The 18,452-nt window shown below is 62.1% G+C and carries 14 protein-coding genes and 1 pseudogene; 7 read left to right on the forward strand and 8 right to left on the reverse strand.

Annotation, left to right across the window (positions count from 1 at the left end):
* Position 1: 1 nt before the first annotated feature.
* The 6 genes and pseudogenes from ACWKV4_RS05380 to ACWKV4_RS05405 all read right to left on the reverse strand — a co-directional run bounded on the left by ACWKV4_RS05380 (position 2) and on the right by ACWKV4_RS05405 (position 8,278).
* On the reverse strand, positions 2-1,306 hold the full coding sequence (locus ACWKV4_RS05380) for an APC family permease (RefSeq protein ID WP_483830717.1): 1,305 nt from the start codon (positions 1,304-1,306) through the stop codon (positions 2-4).
* A 101-nt stretch (positions 1,307-1,407) separates the two neighbouring features.
* Complete coding sequence (locus ACWKV4_RS05385) at positions 1,408-1,812, reverse strand: nuclear transport factor 2 family protein (protein ID WP_483830913.1); 405 nt, start codon at positions 1,810-1,812, stop codon at positions 1,408-1,410.
* 268 nt (positions 1,813-2,080) lie between these two features.
* On the reverse strand, positions 2,081-4,660 hold the full coding sequence (locus ACWKV4_RS05390) for a bifunctional diguanylate cyclase/phosphodiesterase (RefSeq protein ID WP_483830716.1): 2,580 nt from the start codon (positions 4,658-4,660) through the stop codon (positions 2,081-2,083).
* 133 nt (positions 4,661-4,793) lie between these two features.
* A complete protein-coding gene (locus ACWKV4_RS05395; protein ID WP_483830715.1) occupies positions 4,794-6,386 on the reverse strand; it encodes an ABC transporter substrate-binding protein in 1,593 nt (530 codons plus the stop codon).
* 111 nt (positions 6,387-6,497) lie between these two features.
* On the reverse strand, positions 6,498-6,974 hold the full coding sequence (locus tag ACWKV4_RS05400) for a GNAT family N-acetyltransferase (RefSeq protein WP_483830714.1): 477 nt from the start codon (positions 6,972-6,974) through the stop codon (positions 6,498-6,500).
* 34 nt (positions 6,975-7,008) lie between these two features.
* Positions 7,009-8,278, reverse strand: a pseudogene (locus tag ACWKV4_RS05405) (aromatic amino acid transport family protein).
* Positions 8,279-8,641: 363 nt separating this feature from the next.
* On the opposite strand from ACWKV4_RS05405, the gene ACWKV4_RS05410 reads away from it, so the two are divergent.
* Positions 8,642-8,920: a type 2 periplasmic-binding domain-containing protein gene (locus ACWKV4_RS05410; RefSeq protein WP_483830713.1), complete on the forward strand. Its 279-nt coding sequence runs from the start codon at positions 8,642-8,644 to the stop codon at positions 8,918-8,920.
* Positions 8,921-8,993: 73 nt separating this feature from the next.
* Here ACWKV4_RS05410 and galE read toward each other — a convergent pair whose 3' ends face one another.
* Entirely contained in the window at positions 8,994-10,067 is a 1,074-nt protein-coding gene (gene galE / locus ACWKV4_RS05415; protein WP_483830712.1) for a UDP-glucose 4-epimerase GalE, read from the reverse strand.
* Positions 10,068-10,360: 293 nt separating this feature from the next.
* On the opposite strand from galE, the gene ACWKV4_RS05420 reads away from it, so the two are divergent.
* Genes ACWKV4_RS05420 through ACWKV4_RS05435 form a run of 4 tightly spaced genes read left to right on the forward strand, consistent with a single transcriptional unit; the run spans position 10,361 to position 15,633 of the window.
* Positions 10,361-11,536: a glycosyltransferase family 1 protein gene (locus ACWKV4_RS05420; RefSeq protein ID WP_483830711.1), complete on the forward strand. Its 1,176-nt coding sequence runs from the start codon at positions 10,361-10,363 to the stop codon at positions 11,534-11,536.
* On the forward strand, positions 11,524-12,726 hold the full coding sequence (gene glf, locus ACWKV4_RS05425) for a UDP-galactopyranose mutase (RefSeq protein ID WP_483830710.1): 1,203 nt from the start codon (positions 11,524-11,526) through the stop codon (positions 12,724-12,726). The genes ACWKV4_RS05420 and glf overlap by 13 nt, the downstream gene beginning before the upstream one ends.
* Entirely contained in the window at positions 12,713-13,891 is a 1,179-nt protein-coding gene (locus ACWKV4_RS05430) for a beta-galactosidase (RefSeq protein ID WP_483830709.1), read from the forward strand. The genes glf and ACWKV4_RS05430 overlap by 14 nt, the downstream gene beginning before the upstream one ends.
* A 2-nt stretch (positions 13,892-13,893) precedes the next feature.
* Positions 13,894-15,633 (forward strand): ABC transporter ATP-binding protein, encoded by a 1,740-nt coding sequence (locus ACWKV4_RS05435; RefSeq protein WP_483830708.1) that lies wholly within the window; start codon positions 13,894-13,896, stop codon positions 15,631-15,633.
* 2 nt (positions 15,634-15,635) lie between these two features.
* Here ACWKV4_RS05435 and pnuC read toward each other — a convergent pair whose 3' ends face one another.
* Positions 15,636-16,223, reverse strand: a complete 588-nt coding sequence (gene pnuC / locus ACWKV4_RS05440) for a nicotinamide riboside transporter PnuC (RefSeq protein ID WP_483830707.1) — start codon at positions 16,221-16,223, stop codon at positions 15,636-15,638.
* Positions 16,224-16,426: 203 nt separating this feature from the next.
* Here pnuC and ACWKV4_RS05445 point away from each other — a divergent pair, with 203 nt between their 5' ends.
* Together ACWKV4_RS05445 and ACWKV4_RS05450 are read left to right on the forward strand one after the other, a co-directional pair.
* Positions 16,427-17,845 carry an FAD/NAD(P)-binding protein gene (locus ACWKV4_RS05445; protein ID WP_483830706.1) on the forward strand — a complete coding sequence of 473 codons (1,419 nt, stop codon included), beginning with the start codon at positions 16,427-16,429 and terminating at the stop codon, positions 17,843-17,845.
* A gap of 343 nt (positions 17,846-18,188) precedes the next feature.
* Positions 18,189-18,452, forward strand: a complete 264-nt coding sequence (locus ACWKV4_RS05450; protein WP_483830705.1) for a hypothetical protein — start codon at positions 18,189-18,191, stop codon at positions 18,450-18,452.

Consider the following 18,452-nt stretch of genomic DNA (forward strand, 5'->3'; position numbering starts at 1 on the left):
GTTACGCTGCGGGCCTGCTTGCGCCACGGCTGACCCCATACAACACCAAACCCACCGCTAACATCACACCTGCCCGCAACCAGGTGGCCGGGGTTTGCTGCGCCAACAACAGCAGGCACGACAGCACCGCCAAGGCCGGGAAGACCCAGTGCACGCTGAAATGCTCAGTGGCTACTTTATCGCGCTTGAGCACCAATACCGCCACGTTGGTGCTGAGGAACACGAACAGCAACAACAGCACCACGGTTTGCGCAAGAATTTCCAGGGTGCTGGTAAAAGTCAGGGCCATGGCAACCAGGGTAGTGGCCAGAATGGCCCAGCCCGGGGTACCGCGCTGTGGCATCACGCGCCCAAGTACTCGCGGCAACAACCCCTCACGGGCCATGCCATAGGCCAGGCGGCTGGCCATGATCATCGTAAGCAGCGCGCCATTGGCCACCGCGATCAGCGCGATCACCGCGAACCAGCGGGGTGGAATACCCAGGCCGGACGCATTGATCACTTCCATCAAGGGCGCGCTGGACGCCTTGAGCTGGTCAACGGGCAACACCAGCGCCGCGCCAGCGCCCACCAGCAGGTACATCACCCCCGCGATCAGCAGCGCGCTGAACAGTGCCTTGGGGTAGACCCGGCTAACGTCCTGCACTTCTTCGGCCAGGTTGGCAGAGGTTTCAAAGCCCACGAACGAATAAAACGCCAATAGCGAGGCGCCGAGAATGGCCGCCGCTGGTGCCTGGGCGTCTACCTCCAGCAAGCGGGCGGGTACCGCATGACCACCGACGGTGAACCAGGCAGCCGCCGCGACCACCATCAGCAGGCCACTGAGTTCCACAAGCGTCATGACCAGGTTGGCGCTGAGGGATTCTTTGATTCCACGTGCATTGAGCAGCCCGACAATGACCAAAAAGCCTGCCGCGACCCAACTGGCCGGCCACTGAACGAACGCGCCCAGGTAATCGCCGCCAAACGCCACCGCCAACCCGGCAGCGCTGGTAACGCCCGCGGCCAGCATGGAAAAGCCCACCAAAAATGACAACATCGGTTTGCCGAAGGCACGCTCGGCGAATACCGCCGCGCCACCTGCCCGGGGGTATTTGGTCACAAGCTCCGCATAGGAAGCGGCGGTGAGCAGTGCAAAGAACAGGGCGATCAGCAACGGTGCCCAGATGGCCCCACCCACGCGCCCAGCGATGGTACCCGCCAGAGCGTACACCCCGGCCCCTAATACGTCACCCAAGATAAACAGCATCAGTAACGGGGTTGTAATCACCCTGTGCAGGGCAGTGGGCGCGGTGGCTGTGGTCATGGCGAGGTGCTCGTTTGAGGCGGCGATGGCCGCAGTGCAAGATCAGAGCGCCTCGCTACTTCAAGGTTCGACCTATACGTCCGCCTCTATATGTAAAGGATCTAGAACTTAAAGGCCTGACGACCGATAAGCAGCCACGTACCGTGCTGCATTTGCCACACCTGGAAGTTTTCAATCTCCGTGGGCACTACCTTGCCGCTGTTCACCGCCTCGGCCGAAAAGTGATTGCGCACCAGGGCGGTGTCGCCGGACATCACAATGGTCTGGTTCTGCATCTCCAGCCGGTTGAAGCCACTGCGGCCGGTTTCGATGTCATCGATAAAGGCTTGTTTATCTTGCACCTTGCCGCTGGAGTGGCCGTAGCTGAGGTTGCTGGCGGTAAGGGCATTGAGTTGGGCAATATCCTTATGCCACATCGCTTGGGTCAGTTGGTCCACCGCTTTAGCCACGGCTTGCTCGGGCGCCGGCTGGGCCGCGCTCACGACACCTGCGTACACAAAGGCCATAGCCCCAAGCCATTTCGCTGCATTCATACCCGCGTTCCTTATTGTTGTGTGTGGTAATCGTCGCCAGTTAGCGGACGTCGTACAACTGTAGCGCATTTTGTTACAGGTGGTCGCCTGACTTATGCCCTTTTGCATGCCCTGCTTGCGTGGGCAGGGCCAAGGCGATATTGACGGGCGCCACTTCCCTCTGTGGGAGCTGGCGCCAGCCAGCGAATTGACTACCGCCGCAACTATCTCGTAGTAGCCGAGCCGGGCCATACTTATGCGATCAGGTGTAGGAGGGTACCTGTCGATTGGGGCTGGCATGCTCTACCTCGGGCGCCGCGCCCAGCGCGGTGAAAGACTGCAACGACATCGGCCGGCCCAGCAGGAACCCTTGGCCTTGCTCGCAGCAGAAGGGCCGCAGCTGTTCCAACTGCGCCGCGGTTTCGATGCCCTCGGCAGTGACGGTCATGCCCAGGGCCTTGCCGAGCCGTACGATAGCTTCGATGATCGCTCCGCTGTGTTCGGACCCATCCAGGTCGCGGATAAAACTGCGGTCGATTTTCAAGGCATCGAAAGGGTAGGCCCGCAGGTAGCTCAAGGAGGAATAACCGGTGCCGAAATCGTCCATGGCCAGGCGTACGCCCAGGCCCTTAAGCCGTTCCAGGGTGTGCAGGGCCTGGTCGGTATCTTCGAGCAAGGTGCTCTCCGTGATTTCCAACTCCAGGCGAGAGGCTGGCAGGCCGGAAGCTATCAACGCTGCCTGTACACGCTCGACCAGGTCACCGCGCTGAAACTCCACGGGTGAAAGATTTACCGACACCATCAACGGCTGCGCCCAGGCCATTGCCTGCCGGCATGCACTGTTCAATACCCAGTCACTCAGGGCAATGATCAGCCCGCAGTCCTCGGCCACCGGAATGAACTGCGCGGGGGGCAACAGGCCACGCTGGGGGTGGCGCCAACGTACCAGGGCCTCGGCGGCCACCAGGCGGTCCGCGGCCAGGTCGTAACGGGGTTGGTACTCCAGGAACAGTTCATCGCCACGCAGGGCCTGCCGAAGGTCGGTTTCAACCTGGCGCCGCTCCAGCACCCGCTGGTTCATTTCGGCCGCATACAACTGCCAGTTATTGCGGCCGGCATGTTTGGCCTCGTATAGCGCGATATCGGCATAGCGGAGCAAGTCGTTAGCCTGGGCGCCTTCCACGGGCGCGATCACCACCCCGATGCTGATGCCCACGCACACTTCGTGGCTTTCTATCGCCAGCGGTTGCGCCACGGCGTCACACAGGCGGGCGCAGAACTGCTCCACGTCAAAGCCTGTGGGCAGGTCGCTGCACACGATCACGAACTCATCCCCACCCAGGCGCGCGACCAGGTCGCCGTCGCGCACTGCTCGGCGCAAGCGCATGGCGATTTCCCGCAGCACTTGGTCGCCGGCACCATGGCCTAGGGTGTCGTTGATGGGCTTGAAGCGGTCCAGGTCCAGGCTCAGTACCACCAGCGGGTGTTCCTGCGAAGAGCTGCTGCCCAGGCGTTGCTGCAAATGCCCATGCAGGTAGCTACGGTTGGCCAGGCCCGTCAGGGCGTCGTGTTGGGACAGGTGCTTGATATGCGCCCGGGCTTCGGTTTCAGCGGTCTCATCGGAAACCGTGCCGCGGTAACCAGTGATGCGTGCGCCATCGCGGATGGCTCGCGCGGACAAACTGCACCAATGCTGCCGGCCAAGGCTGTCGAGGTGGGTGCATTCGAGTTTTCGATTGCCTGAGCCGCTCGCTTCCAAGGCCATGCCCTCGAAGGCGTGGGCGTCGAACGCCAGCAACTCATGCAGGGGCCGCCCGAGCCAGCGTTGGATGCAAAACCCGGTCAGGCTAGAAAACCGCTCCGACAGGTACACCAGCCGGCCCTCGGCGTTGGTTTCCCAGATCCAGTCCGAGCTGGCTTCGGCTACCGCCCGGAAGCGTTCCTCACTCAGGCCCAAGCGGGTTTTGCTGGCGTCGATCAAGGTCGCGGCTTTGAGCGCGGAGCGGTACATCCAGCCGATAAACGCCGCCACCACCAGGACAGTCAGGCCCAGTAATGGCAGCATCGAGTGTAGAAAGTTGTCCCCTGGGTTTTCCGCCTGCCAACGTAGCCGCAGCTGGCCACCGGCGTCTCCCTGTAACATCAGGTGTGGGCCGGTGCCACGGGTGCTACCCAGGTCCAGGCGTAACCGATGCAGCCCATAATTGTGCTCCCAGCGCTGGCGTTTGGCGGTGTCCAACACATCTACGAACACGAGCAGCGGCAAGTCAGCCAGGGTCAGGCGGGCGGGCAGGGGGTTGGGTTTGATCACGGCGGCATAGACCACCGCGGGCTGGCCACCGACGCTATAAAAGCCATGGGCCACGCTGTCATTCTGGGCCAACTGGCGGGCGTGTTCGAGCAAGGGGCGAAGGTCTTCACTGACCAGGTCCTGGGCCGACTGTTGGCTGAGCTGGCCCTGGATAAGCGCATAACGCGGATCGTAGGCCGGCCCCAATACGAAGGTACCTTCCAACGAGTAGTTGGCATACAAGGAAGGCCCGAGGTTATCACCCTCGAATGCCCAGGCCAGGTCCAGGGGCGTACGCCCCAGGTGCAGGTAGGCGTCATTCCAGAAGGCGTAGTCTTTGAGGGCTCGGCTCAGCAAATCCAGGTCTGCGTTAAGCGCTCGCAGGGCGTCGGATTCGCTGTGCGCCTGCTGATGCAGGTTCTCCCGCTTGGCGATGACCACCAAGGTCAGGATCGCCATGGCGAACAAGGCTCCTACTAGCAGGCATACCCAGCCGGCGGTACGGCGGGTGATCTGCAGGTGGGAAACGGCTTGGGCCTTGAACGTTGGCATCGAAGGGCTCGTATAAAGCGAAGGGCCGGGCGCTGGCCGAATGCTTTATTATCGGCCAGCGCCTGCCAGGGTTGAGCCCTTACCCTGACAGCCCGTCGCCCGTACGCTGGCCGAAGCCACCATGCCGGGTGAGTCAGTCCAGGCTTACCCCATAGAAGCCAGTGACGCCGAAGGGGTTGATTTTGAATCCATGCACCTGGGTACTCATGGGTTGGGCCACGGTGGAGTGGGCCATGGGGCTGACCGGTACCTGATCATGGATCAACCGCTGCACGCGGGTGTACAGCTGGGTGCGTTGGTCCCGATCGCTCAGGGCCTTGGCCTTGTGCAGCAGGGCGTCTACGTCTTTGTTGCACCAGCGCGCATAGTTGCTGCCGCCGATGGCGCCGCACCCATAGAGCACGCCCAGCCAGTTGTCCGGGTCGCCGTTGTCACCAGTCCAGCCATAGGTCATCACATCGTGCTCACCGGCCTTGGCGCGCTTGATGTACTCGCCCCATTCATAGCTGACGATACGCGCCTTGATGCCGACCTTGGCCCAGTCCTGTTGGATCATTTGCGCGGACTGACGGGCGTTGGGGTTGGAGGCGCGCTGCACGGTCATGGCCCAGAGGGCAATCTCGGTGCCCGGCTTGACCCCGGCGGCGGTTAGCAACTGGCGGGCTTTTTCCGGGTCGTAGGGTGCGCTCTTGATACTGCCGTCATAGGACCATTGCGTCGGCGGCATCACGTTCTGAGCGACCTGGCCCGCGCCTTGGAACACGGTGCTGACGATGGCCTGCTTGTTGATGGCCATGTCCAACGCCTGCCGCACCTGGGGGTTGTCCAGCGGTGGGTGTTGGGTGTTATAGGCCAGGAAGCCTACGTTGAAGCCAGGCTGCTCCAGTACCTGGAGCTTAGGGTCTTTTTTCATCTCTACCAGGTCCGCCGGGCGCGCATAGCCGCTGACCTGACATTCGCCGGCCTTGAGTTTTTGCAGGCGGGTGGCGGCATCTGGGGTAATGGCAAAGATCAGCTCATCGAGCTTTACGTCTTCGGGCTTCCAATAGGCAGTGTTGCCCTTGTAGCGGATCACCGCGTCCTTCTGATAGCGGCCGAACACGAACGGCCCGGTGCCAATGGGGCGCAGGTTCAGTTGCTCGGGGTGGCCCGCCTTGAGCAGTTGCGCGGCGTACTCGGCCGACTGGATGGAGGCAAAACTCATGGCCAGGTCCGCCACGAAGGCTGCGTCGGTGTCCTTGAGCATGAACACCACGGTATGGTCGTCGGTTTTTTTCACCTGGGTGATGTTCTGGTCCAGCCCCATGTCGGTGAAGTACGGGAACTCACTGGGGTAGGCCCGGCGGAAAGGCTGCTGCTTGTCGAGCATTCGCTCAAACGTGAACAGCACGTCATCGGCGTTGAAGTCCCGGCTGGGCGTGAAGTACTCGGTCGTGTGGAACTTCACCCCTTCGCGCAGGTGGAAGGTATAGGTCTTGCCATCAGCGCTCACCTCCCAACGGGTAGCCAGGCCAGGCTCCAACTCGGTAGTGCCGCGCTTGAATTGCGCCAGGCGGTTAAAGACCGTCTCTGCCGCGGCGTCGAATTCCGTGCCCGAGGTGTATTGGGCCGGGTCGAAGCCGGCCGGGCTGGCTTCGGAGCAGTAAATCAGGGTCGAACCCTGCGCAACCGGCACCGCGGCCAGCACCCCGGCGGCAAGCAATGAAAGGGCATAGGTGAAACGCATGCAAGAGGCTCCATCCAGTCGAGTGAGAGTGACCGCTACCGCTGAGGTATCAAGGTATGAGGTCTTTATCTGGCCGGTTCGTTCCGAGCGGCTTAACCTTCAGGCCTGCCTTTACAGGGTTTTCTGCCAGAACAGCGCATTGCCATTGGCCGGTACCAGCTCATAGCCACCGTAGCCCAGCTTGCGGTAGGCGGCCTGGGCCCGGGTGTTGCCTTCGAGCACTTCCAAGGTCATCTTGCAGCAGCCGCGCTCGCGGGCCAGGGTTTCGGCAAGCTCAAGCATGGCGTGGCTGATGCCCTGGCCCCGATAACCCTCGATCACCATCACGTCGTGCACGTTCATCAAGGGGCGGCAGGCGAAGGTGGAAAACCCTTCAAAGCAATTCACCAGCCCTACCGGGGTGTCCCCATCAAAGGCCAGCACACTCAGCGCCTGCGGGCGCTTGGCCAATTCGCCGGGGAGCGCGGCCAGCACTTGCGCCGGCAGTGCCTGACCGCCGCCCATGGGGTCCTGGGCGTAGAGGTCCAGTACCTGAACCAGGGCGCGGGCATGGCGAGGGTCGGTGTAGTCGGCGCGTATAACCTGCATGTAGGGCTCCTTGCATAGGGGGTGATACATCAGGTTACACCAAGGCATACACCAGCGCGGAAATCGCCACCAGCCCTACTACCACCACGAACAGGTTGGACCACTGCCCGGCGTACTGGCGCAGAGCAGGCACGCGCCGCACGGCATACATCGGCATCAGGAACAGGATCGCCGCAATCACCGGCCCGCCCAGGGTCTCGATTGCCCAGGATGCTGGGGTTCAGGGTGGCCACGCCCCAGCACACCAGCGCCATGGCCAGTGCCATCATGCGCTCCTGCCCCTTGCCACCGGCCTGCCCGCGGGCCTTGACCAGCAGCCCGCGCAGCCCTTCATTGGCGCCGATATAGTGGCCGAGGAAGGATTTGGCGATGGCCACTACGGCGATGATGGGCGCGGCAAAGGCGATGGTGGGGTTGCTGAAATGATTGGCCAGGTACGAGAGGATTGACAGGTTCTGCGCCTTGGCCTCGGCCAGTTGCGCGGGGGACAGCACCAGTACGCAACTGAACACGAAAAACATCACCGTGATCACCATTAACCCGTGGGCGCGGGCCAGTATACGGCTGCAACGCGGCTCGGCGCTCGCGCCCCAGGCACGCTTACGGTCCACTGCGAAGGCCGAGATGATCGGGGAATGGTTGAACGAGAACACCATGACCGGAATCGCCAGCCACAGGGTGTGCACCAGGGAAGACGCAGGCGGCACCACGCTGGCGGTGGTCAAGATGCCACCGGTCCAGTGGGGCACCAAGAATAGCCCTAGCAGTACCAGAGCGGCGATAAAGGGGTAAACCAACAGGCTCATCACCTTGACGATGGCTGCCTCGCCACAGCGCACCACCAGCATCAGCCCGACGATCAGCAGCGCCGCCAGCACCGCCCTTGGGGGTGGGTTCAGGTGCAGTTGATGTTCCACGAAGCTGCCTACGGTATTGGTCAGGGCCACGCTGTAGATCAGCAGAATCGGGAAAATGGCGAAGAAATACAGCAGGGTGATAAGCGCGCCGGCATGGCGGCCGAAGTGCTGCTCCACCACGCCTGTGATGTCGGCGCCCTCGCGACCGGATAGCACAAAGCGAGTCAGCCCCCGGTGGGCGTAAAAGGTCATGGGGAACGCCAATGCCGCCAGTATCATAAGCGGCCAGAAGCCACCCACCCCTGCGTTGATCGGCAAGAACAAGGTACCGGCGCCTATGGCGGTGCCGAATAGCCCTAGCATCCAAGTAGTGTCTGCTTGCCCCCAACGGCTTTCGACTGTCGCGGTATCCTGAGGTGTATCCACACCCGTGGCCTGCTTGTTCATAGGCAACTCCGTCAGCAAGGCATATCCAAGGCCGTGCCTTACCCGTATAAAGCCGGGCAAGCGCTGGCCCAGTTAAAAAAGGGGCCAGATTGTGAAAGGTTTGGCGGCACTTGCAAAGCCCGAATGCTCGACGGCAAAGGTGAGGAGGGGTAGGTTGGGAGGGTGGGCAAATGACCACATCGGCCATCAAAGCATTGAAACGGCGCGGTTGGCGCCAAGGCCTGCTGCTACGAGAGGTATGGCTCCACTTGCGAGGTAACGGCCAAGACGGTATCTGCAATTTAACGATGGGTAGGAAGCGGTACCAGCGATATAGGGCAAACCAGGCCGCTGCCTTTGTCGCTTGTGGACGAGCGCTGCGTCTTGCACCCGATCGTGCTTGGGGCATTGGCGAATGCAGGTATCCCATGGCGGACACTGTTTGAAAACGGTAGCTTCGAGGCCACCGCCTCTACTGTTCGCGTGGGTCTTTCAATCACCGCCTGGCTGGCCTCGACCGTGCCCCAGGACCTTATAAGGCTCTCCCATCACGCCGGGCTTCCTGAGCTGCCTGAATTCGCGGTAGGCCTTCGGGTGTCATCCGCGGCCCAATCGGTGGCCGAAGACGTTCGGCGTTGCCTGCTGGAGACGTTGGTCGAATAACCCGCAGACGTTGCACGCCCTGAGGTCCCAGGCAACGCCTGGGACTGGAAAGCGCGGAGTAATGCCAAAAACCTCAGCTGGCCGCGCGGCCAGTGGCGAGGTCGGTCAGGGCAACCACCGGCTGGGTACGGGGCACGTCCACATAACCCAAGGGGTTAGCCTGCTGCCAGCGCCAGGCATCGGCCAGCATGGTGTCCAGGTCCCGTTCGGCGGCCCAGCCCAGTTCGGCCATCGCGCGGGAGGGGTCGGCCCAGCATTGGGCCACATCGCCAGGGCGACGCTCACGCATATCCAGCGCCAGCTGCTGACCACTGACCCGTTCGAAGGCATGCACCAACTCCAGCACCGAATACCCAAGGCCGGTGCCCAGGTTCCAAGTGCGAAGGCCCCTGTGCTGGCGTAGGTAATTCAACGTATTGAGGTGGCCGGCGGCCAGGTCTACCACGTGGATATAGTCCCGCACCCCAGTGCCGTCGGGCGTGGGGTAGTCGTTGCCAAAAATCGGCAACGCTGGCAGGTGCCCACTGGCCACGCGTAGCAGGTACGGCAGCAGGTTGTTGGGGATGGCCCGGGGAGACTCACCCAACAGGCCTGAGGGGTGCGCCCCAACCGGGTTGAAATAACGCAACAGGCCAACGCGCCAGCGCTCGTCGGAGGCCGCCAAGCTACCCAGCACCTGTTCGGTCATCAGTTTTGAATGCCCGTAGGGGTTGGTCGGGCATTCGCAAGGCGTATGCTCGTCGATGGGCATCTGTTTACAGTCCCCATACACCGTGGCCGACGAACTGAACACCAAGGTGAATACGCCCGCGAAGGCCATGGCCTGGCACAAGGTAATGCTGCCGTTGACGTTGGTATCGTAATAACGCAGTGGCTCGCGAACGCTTTCCCCCACCGCTTTGAGGCCGGCAAAGTGCATCACCGCATCCACGGGGTAGCGGGCGAAGAGTTTGTCCAGCACTGCGCGGTCGCGGATGTCGCCGACCACCAGCTCAGGGCGCCGCCCGCACAGGCGCTCGATGCGCTTGAGTGCTTCGCGGCTGCTATTGCAGAAGTTATCCAGTACTACCACGTCTTCACCAGCTTCCAGCAGTGCCAGAACCGCGTGAGCGCCGATGTAGCCCGCCCCACCCGTAACTAGAATCATATGTCGCCCTTTGATGCTTACATTAGAGGAGTCGGCGAGCACTGCTTCTTACAGGGGGATAACAACAGGTCGCTTCTATAGTTACGGAATGATGAATGGGGCCCACAGTTCCCTTGGCTTTGCGAACGGTGTTGTCATCCGTCGCTTCGCTGTAAACCCAGATGAACGAGTGGACAGGTAAGGGTATCCACTGCACGGATGTCGACGGCGGCAACCTTCGCGGTTCTGTCAGGCGCCAGGGAAGGGGCCGTGCTGCTGAGCCAACATCGCGCCCCTTCTTTAGGATACTGCTTATGACAATGAAGCCACTCCCCGTACACGCCGCCGTAGCCGAGGAAAAGGCCCCCGGCCTGGCGCCTGCCCAGGCCACACGCCCTCTATTGGTTTGCCTTTCTCACCTGCGGTGGGGGTTCGTGTATCAGCGCCCTCAGCATGTGATGTCACGCATGGCGCGTACATTTGACGTACTGTTTTTCGAAGAACCTTTGCCCGCTGAAGGCGCCGAACCGTCCCTGGATGTGTTTCCTCAACCCAGCGGCGTGATCGTGGCCACGCCACGCTTGCCCGCAGGCCTTGAGCCTGCGCAGGTGGACGCGTTGCTGCGCCGCCTGCTAAACGAGTACCTTCAGAGCAACCCCCATCCGGAGCTGTTGCTCTGGTATTTCACCCCCATGAGCCTGACCTTCAGTGAGCACCTTAAACCGAAGGTGACCATCTACGACTGCATGGATGAGCTTTCGGCCTTCCACGGCGCGCCACCCGAACTCATGGACCGTGAAAAACAACTACTGAAGAAAGCCGATGTGGTGTTCACCGGTGGCGTAAGTATCTGGGAAGCGAAGAAAACCCAGCACGCCAATGCCCACGCCATGCCCAGCAGCGTGGATGTGCAGCACTTCGGCACGGCCCGCACCGGCCTGGCCGACCCCGAGGACCAAGCGGGTATCGCCCACCCTCGGCTGGGCTTCTTTGGTGTGATCGACGAGCGCTTCGATGTTGCCTTGATGGAAGCGGTCGCGCGTCAACGCCCAGATTGGCAGTGGGTGATCCTCGGGCCGGTGGTGAAGATCAACCCCGCTTCGCTGCCCCAGTTACCGAACATCCATTACCTGGGTGGCAAAAGCTACGATCAGTTGCCGGCCTATCTGGGCGGTTGGGACGTGGCCACCATGCCTTTCGCCCGTAACGAAGCTACCCGCTTCATCAGCCCTACCAAAACCCCCGAATACCTCGCTGGCGGTTGCCCTGTGGTGTCCACGTCCATTACTGACGTGGTGCGTACCTATGGGCACAGCGAGGTAGTGCACATCGCCGACGACCCTCAGGCCTTTATTGCCGGGGTCGAACAGGCCCTGGCCCAACGCCAGAACCCCCAGCGCCTGCTTCAGCAGGCCGACGCCGCCCTTGAGGGAATGTCCTGGGACAATACATGGAACGCTATGATGGAGCAGATCCAATGCCTCGGATAACCCTTGACCAAGCCCGCGCCAATGCCGCCTCGGGCAACACCAATCAACCGTTTTACGACTACGTGATCGTGGGCGCGGGCTTTGCCGGCAGTGTGCTGGCCGAACGCCTGGCCGTAGGGCTAGGCAAACGCGTGTTGCTGGTCGATCGCCGTGACCATGTGGGCGGCAACGCCTACGATCACTTGGATGAAGCTGGCGTGATGGTCCATCGCTACGGGCCGCATATCTTCCATACCAATGCCCAACGCATCGTCGATTACCTGTCCAACTTCACCGAGTGGCGGCCCTATGAGCACCGGGTGCTGGCCGAAGTGCGGGGCAAGCAGGTGCCGGTGCCGATCAACCTCACCACCCTGAACACCCTCTATGGGCTGGACCTTGACGAAGCTGGCGCTCAGGCCTTCCTGGCCGAGCGGGCCGAGTCGGTGGACCCAATACGCACCTCCGAGGACGTGGTGGTCGGCCAAGTGGGGCGCGAGTTGTACGAGCTGTTCTTCCGCGGCTATACCCGCAAGCAGTGGGGGCGTGACCCTTCGGAGCTGGATCGTTCGGTTACCGCGCGGGTGCCTACCCGTACCAATACCGATGACCGTTATTTCGGCGATACCCATCAGATCATGCCACTGCACGGCTACACCCAGATGTTCGAGCGCATGCTCGATCAGCCCACTATCGACATTTTGCTGAGCACGGACTTTGCCGAGGTTGACCAGCAATTGCCACGGGGGCACTTGGTGTATTGCGGGCCGGTGGATGAGTACTTCGGCTTTAAGCTGGGGCGCTTGCCGTATCGCTCGCTGCGTTTCGAGCACAAGACCCTGCCCCAGGCCCAGTATCAGGCAGTCTCGGTGGTCAACTACCCCAGCGAAGAGGTGCCCTATACCCGGATCACCGAGTACAAGCATCTTACCGGCCAGGAACACCCCCACACCAGCCTGACCTACGAATACCCCAGCGCTGAGGGCGACCCCTACTACCCGGTACCCGCGCCCGAAAACGCCGAGCTGTATCAACAGTACAAAGCCTTGGGCGACCAAACCCCTGGCGTGACCTTCCTGGGTCGGCTGGGTACTTACAAGTACTACAACATGGACCAAGTGGTTGGCCAGGCCTTGGCCTTGTACCAAAAGCTTGAAGCCGCCGAGCCCGGTCACGCGAACGCAGGGGCGCAAGCCTATGCACAGGCCTGAAACCTTCTCCAGTTTTCTGATGGGGGGTTTCGAGTGTTCCAGTTGCCGCAGGCGGGACGGGCGAAGGCTCGACTTGCTGGCCGGCACTGGCCACGACCGCTGGGCCGCGCAGGATTACCATGCCCTGCGCGCCCATGGCATTCACACGGTGCGCGATGGCTTGCGCTGGCACCTGCTGGAACCACGGCCAGGCGTATTCGACTGGGCGAGTTTCGATCATCAATTAAGCGCTGCCCAGGCCACCGGCATGCAGGTCATCTGGGACATTTGCCATTATGGTTACCCCGATGGCCTGGACGTGTGGCGGCCGGCCTTCGTTGAGCGCTTCGCCGCTCTGGCGGGGGCGGTAGCGGCCCATGTACGCGAGCACAGCGACGCGGTGCCCTATTACTGCCCCATCAACGAGATTTCGTTCTGGGCCTGGGCAGGGGGGGAAGTGGCGTATTTCAGCCCCAGTGGCAATGGCCGCGGGATGGAACTCAAGCATCAACTGGTACGGGCCAGCATCGCTGCGATTGAGGCCATTCGCGCGGTGGACCCCAGGGCGCGGTTCGTTCAGGCCGACCCTTTGATCAACGTGCTGGCCATGCCAGGAAGGCCCGGCGATGCTGAAGCGGCTGAACGGTATCGGCTGTCCCAATTCGAGGGCTGGGACTTGCTTAGCGGCAAGGCTTGGCCAGGCCTGGGTGGGCGCCCAGAGTACCTGGATATTTTGGGGATAAATTTTTACCCGCAAAACCAGTGGTTTCTTAACGGCCCGCGGATTCCGCTGGGAGACCGGCATTTTCGCCCCTTGGCTGGCATGCTCAGAGAGGCCCACGCCCGCTATGGCAGGCCCTTGATCATTGCCGAAACCGGCAACGAGAGCGAGCACCGCGCGCCTTGGCTGGATTACATTGGCGAGCAGGCTGCCCAGGCATTGGCCGCGGGCGTACCCTTGGAGGGGGTGTGCCTGTACCCGGTGCTCGACTACCCCGGCTGGGACGACGACCGGCATTGTGAAACCGGGCTGTTGGGGTTTGCTGACAGCCATGGACAGCGGCCGCTGCATGCCGATAGCGCCGCGGCGTTGCGGCGCCTGGCTCAGCGCTGTGGCGTTGCATCGCCTAATGGCGCCAGGCCTGCCTACGGCCAGCACGAGCAGCGGAAGTTGCAAGCGCTATGAACATGGCCATGCCATCTCGCGGCGCAGGGCGCTTCTTGTGGCATTACGTGGGGCAAAGGCCGTGGTCCTATGCCAGCCTGGTTGGGCTGATCGTTGCCGGCGCCAGTTGTGCGGTGGCCGTGCAGTACGGCATGAAGCTGCTGGTAGACACCATGAGCCAGGCAGGGCGTCATAGCCCGCAAGTGTGGCTGCCCTTTTGCCTGTTCATCGCCCTGATCGCCCTGGAAAACGTATTCTGGCGTCTAGGGGGCTGGCTGGGCTGCCGTGCCGTGGTCGCCAGTTGTGCCGATATGCGCGTCGACCTGTTCAGCCACCTGACGGGCCACCCCATGCGCTACTTTGCCGAGCATTACGCCGGCGCCCTGGGTAGCCGTATTTCCGCGACCGGTAGCGCCGCCGGGGCGGTGTATGGCGCGTTTATCTGGAAAATCATCCCGCCCTGCGTGGACTTCGTTGGCGCGATCCTTGTACTGGCCACGGTAGGCGCGGAGATGGCCTTGGCGCTGGTGGCCTGCGTGGTGCTGGTGGCGGTGATCATCACCTACTTCGGCATACGGGGGCGCGGCAAGCATCAACGCTTTGCTGCCCAGGCGGCCAACGTAGGTGGGGAACTGGTGGACCTGGTGTCTAATGTATGGACCATCAAGGCGTTCTCGGCCCGTGCCCGTGAACGCGAGCGCCTGGATGAGAAAATCCAGGCCGAGGCCCTGGCGCAGCGGCGTAGCTGGCTGTACTTGGAAAAAGCCCGGGTGTTCCACGACCTGTGCCTGGCCGTAATGGCTGGCGGCATGCTGGCCTGGGCGATCCGGCTGTGGACCCAGGGCGAGGTTACCGCCGGGGACGTGGTGCTGGTGAGCGCGTTGACGTTCCGCATTTTGCATGGCTCGCGAGACCTGGCCCTGGCGTTGGTGGATACCAGCCAACACCTGGGCGCCATCGGCGAAACCCTGGGCATCATCGCCCAGCCCCATGGCTTACCCGACCACGACGCGGATTGGCCGGTGCGCCAGGGCGGCATCGAGATCGACAAGGTCAGTTATGCCTACCCCGGTGGCGCGGGGCTGCTCGATGAGGTGGACGCGCACATCGAGCCGGGGCAGCGAGTAGGCATCGTAGGCCCGTCCGGAGCGGGCAAAACAACCTTGATCGGGCTGCTACAACGGCTAGACGACGTGACCACCGGGGCGATCCGTATCGACGGCCGGGACATTCGCCAAATGAGCCAGGACAGCCTGCGCCGGCAAATCGCCGTGGTGCCTCAAGAACCGGCGCTGTTCAACCGCACCATCTATGAAAACATCCTTTATGGCCGGCCCGACGCTACCCGTGAAGAGGTGTACGCCGCGGCGCGCAACGCCTATTGCCATGACTTTATAGAGCAGTTACCCAAGGGCTATGACACGCCGGTAGGGGAGCGGGGCGTGATGCTTTCCGGCGGGCAACGGCAGCGGCTAGGCATTGCCCGGGCGTTTTTGAAAGATGCCCCCGTGCTGATTCTGGACGAAGCCACCGCTGCCTTGGATTCACGCTCCGAAGCGGTAATCCAGGCAGCGCTTACGGATTTGATGCGAGGCCGCACCGTGCTTGCGGTGGCGCACCGGCTGTCCACCATCGCCAGCTTCGATCGGGTGCTGGTGATGCGGGCCGGGTGCATTGTCGAAGACGGCCACCCCGATCATCTGCGCCGCAGCGGTGGCTTGTTCGAAGCCCTTTGGCAAGCCCAGGCAATGCCCCAAGCCTAAGCTCAAGCGTGCCCAGCGGCGGGTTGGCTGGATTGAGCGGTTAGGTCCTGCCGCCAGGCGCGCAACCCGTAGATCGCCAGCGCGATAAAGCCTGCGTAGAGGGCAGCGGTCAGCGGCAGCTCCTTATAGGCATACAGGCCCACATACACAGCGTCCAGCGCAATCCACAGCCACCAGCTGGCGACGTGCTTGCGAGCGGCCCAGTAACTGGCGACCAGGCTGTAGGCGGTAAGGGTTGCATCCAGCCAAGGCACCTGAGCGTCGGTAAAGCGCGCCATGCCTGCACCCAGCAACAGGGCCAGTAACGCCGCCAGGCCCAGGCTGGCCACCGCGTGGGTAAGGGGCAAGCGCTCCACCCGCACTCGACCATGGTCCAGCCGCCCAGTGCGCCAACGCCACCAGCCGTAGCCCTGCATCAGCGCAAATACCACCTGCAGCAGCATGTCGGAGTACAGCTTCACCTCGTAGAAAATCCACACATACAACAGCACCGCCACCACCCCCACCGGCCAGCACCAAGGCGTACGCCGGGCGGTGAGCCATACCCCCAGCACATTGACCAGCACCGCCAGGGCCTCGAGGTTGGACATAGCCGCCTTCCTTTAACTGAAAGGGCTAAGCATACCCATTGAAGGCGCCCTCCTGTAGCAGCCAGTGCCAACTGACGAACCTGCGGCCCTATCACTAGACCCTATTCGCTGGCTGCCGCCAGCGCCTACGAGGGGGTACCATGGCAATGATTCCATGATCGGCCTGGGCTTGATCCCATGGCCACCGCAAGGGCGTTTTATCGATGACTGATGCCACTGAACGAGGCCCGGCTGTAAACCAGGCCGATGTACTGATTATCGGCGGTGGGTTAAGCGGGGCCTTGCTGGCCATGCAGTTGCTGCGCCTGCCCGGTACGCGCCGTATCGGGGTGATCGAGCCGCAGGCCGAACTGGGCCGAGGGGAGGCCTATAGTGCTACCGAACTGGGCCATACCCTGAACGCCAATGCCGCGCGCATGAGCGTTGATCCAAACCAGCCCGACGACCTTACCCATTGGTTGGCTGCGCATTTGGCCGCAGGCGGCTGGCCTCAAGCCTGGGCTCAAAACGTGCCCATAGCGCAGCTGTTTCCGCCACGGGGGCTGTTTGGCGGCTATGCCGCGCAGCGGCTGGCTGAGGCCCAAGCGGCGGCGCCGGGCTCGGCTCTGATTCACGTTCGCGGCCAGGCCGTTGATGTTTTTCCCATGGAAAACGGCCTGTGTGTGGAGGTTCAAGGCGCGGGGCGCTGGTGGGCGCCCAAGGCTGTGCTGGCCACGGGGGTGTTCGCCGCGGCCCATACCCGGCGCCGAGACCCGCCTGAAGGCAGTCAATTCACGGGCCTGGACCCTTGGGATGTGAGCGCCATGGCGCAGTTGCCTGTCAACGCGTCGGTGATGATAGTGGGTGCCGGGCTGACCATGGTCGATGCGCTGGTGTCTTTGGAGCGCGCTGGCCATCGCGGCCCCATCCAGGTGATTTCCCGCCATGGTCTATTGCCCCAGCCCCGCCGGCAACCACCGGCCTGGCCGGACTTTCTTGCAACCGGCCAGGCGCGTACGCCCTTGCAATGCGCCAGAGCCCTGCGTAAGCAGTGCCGCTTGGCCCAGGCTCAGGGCATAGATTGGCAAGCGCCCTTGGATACGGTCCGTGCCCATGTGGCGCGGTTATGGCACCAGGCTAACGACCGGCAGCGGCGGCAGTTCGTGCGCCACTTGCGGCCCTGGTGGGAAAGCCATCATCACCGCTCCCCACCTCAGGGCGCGGCCTTGTTGGCCGGGTTGATTGAGGCAGGGCGCTTGCAAGTCACCGCTGCTACCTTGCTCAACGCCTATGCCAGTGACGATGGCGTGTTGCTGCGCCTACGCCCCCGTGGTCAAGTGGGGGCCATCGAGGTGCATGGCGCGGCGCTGATCAACTCCAGCGGTATCGAATACGACTGGCGCAAGGTGGATAAACCCTTACCTAGGCAGCTGCTGACACGCGGCCTAGTTGTACCGGGGCCCTTGGCGCTAGGGATCAGCGCTGGCCCGAGCGGCGCCGTTATAAGCGCTCAAGGCACGGCCTCGACCAGGCTGTTCGCCCTGGGCCCGCCGTTGCGCGGCGTATGGTGGGAGAGCACAGCCGTAACGGACGTAGCCGCCCAAGCCAAGGCACTGGCAAGCCGGCTGGTTTTAGAAGCCTAACAGCGGGATTGATAGAATTTGCGAGGCGTTTCACAGATTGTCTATTGCATTTCAGGCTGGGATAGAGGCTGTTCTTGTAATGAATTGGCCATGGTGGCACTGCCCAAAATTTGGCGACAGAAATTAAAAAATACCTGCCAGTGTGGAACTTTCCTAAACTAATGGCACTTTGGAAAATGCTTTATAAACAGCAGGTTACATTCGTATAAATTTGGATACAGGCAATTCGCCATCTTCCCGATAAGCGGTAGCCTTGTGCCATTGTTTTGCTAACAGCGACCTGTGCAGAATCGCGCCGGTTTTCCTAATCAGGCCGTTTGGCTTCGCAAAGGAGTATTGGCAAATGATGAGCGTGTTTGTAGTTGTAATGACCCTGTGTACCCCGGCCGAGGGGTGCGCGCAAGAGCGTAAGCCTACCGCTTATGCTTCAAGGGAAGAGTGCCTGGAAACGGTCGCCTCTATCCCAAGCCTCAAAGGTGTTAAATACCGTTGCGCTGCTACCTCGCAATTTATGGTCAGTGAAGACCGCCGCTCAACCAAACCCCATTTGGCGACTACGGCAACGTCCAACACTGCCGTTCCCGAGGCCGCCCCGCTCAAGCCTTGA

Source organism: Pseudomonas artemisiae, assembly GCF_057128685.1.

Excerpts from the sequence above, each read along its gene's own strand:
- ACWKV4_RS05380 (WP_483830717.1), bottom strand. The coding sequence starts at position 1,306 with ATGACCACAGCCACCGCGCCCACTGCCCTGCACAGGGTGATTACAACC.
- ACWKV4_RS05385 (WP_483830913.1), bottom strand. The coding sequence starts at position 1,812 with ATGGCCTTTGTGTACGCAGGTGTCGTGAGCGCGGCCCAGCCGGCGCCC.
- ACWKV4_RS05390 (WP_483830716.1), bottom strand. The coding sequence starts at position 4,660 with ATGCCAACGTTCAAGGCCCAAGCCGTTTCCCACCTGCAGATCACCCGC.
- ACWKV4_RS05395 (WP_483830715.1), bottom strand. The coding sequence starts at position 6,386 with ATGCGTTTCACCTATGCCCTTTCATTGCTTGCCGCCGGGGTGCTGGCC.
- ACWKV4_RS05400 (WP_483830714.1), bottom strand. The coding sequence starts at position 6,974 with ATGCAGGTTATACGCGCCGACTACACCGACCCTCGCCATGCCCGCGCC.
- galE (WP_483830712.1), bottom strand. The coding sequence starts at position 10,067 with ATGATTCTAGTTACGGGTGGGGCGGGCTACATCGGCGCTCACGCGGTT.
- ACWKV4_RS05420 (WP_483830711.1), top strand. The coding sequence starts at position 10,361 with ATGACAATGAAGCCACTCCCCGTACACGCCGCCGTAGCCGAGGAAAAG.
- glf (WP_483830710.1), top strand. The coding sequence starts at position 11,524 with ATGCCTCGGATAACCCTTGACCAAGCCCGCGCCAATGCCGCCTCGGGC.
- ACWKV4_RS05430 (WP_483830709.1), top strand. The coding sequence starts at position 12,713 with ATGCACAGGCCTGAAACCTTCTCCAGTTTTCTGATGGGGGGTTTCGAG.
- ACWKV4_RS05435 (WP_483830708.1), top strand. The coding sequence starts at position 13,894 with ATGGCCATGCCATCTCGCGGCGCAGGGCGCTTCTTGTGGCATTACGTG.
- pnuC (WP_483830707.1), bottom strand. The coding sequence starts at position 16,223 with ATGTCCAACCTCGAGGCCCTGGCGGTGCTGGTCAATGTGCTGGGGGTA.
- ACWKV4_RS05445 (WP_483830706.1), top strand. The coding sequence starts at position 16,427 with ATGACTGATGCCACTGAACGAGGCCCGGCTGTAAACCAGGCCGATGTA.
- ACWKV4_RS05450 (WP_483830705.1), top strand. The coding sequence starts at position 18,189 with ATGATGAGCGTGTTTGTAGTTGTAATGACCCTGTGTACCCCGGCCGAG.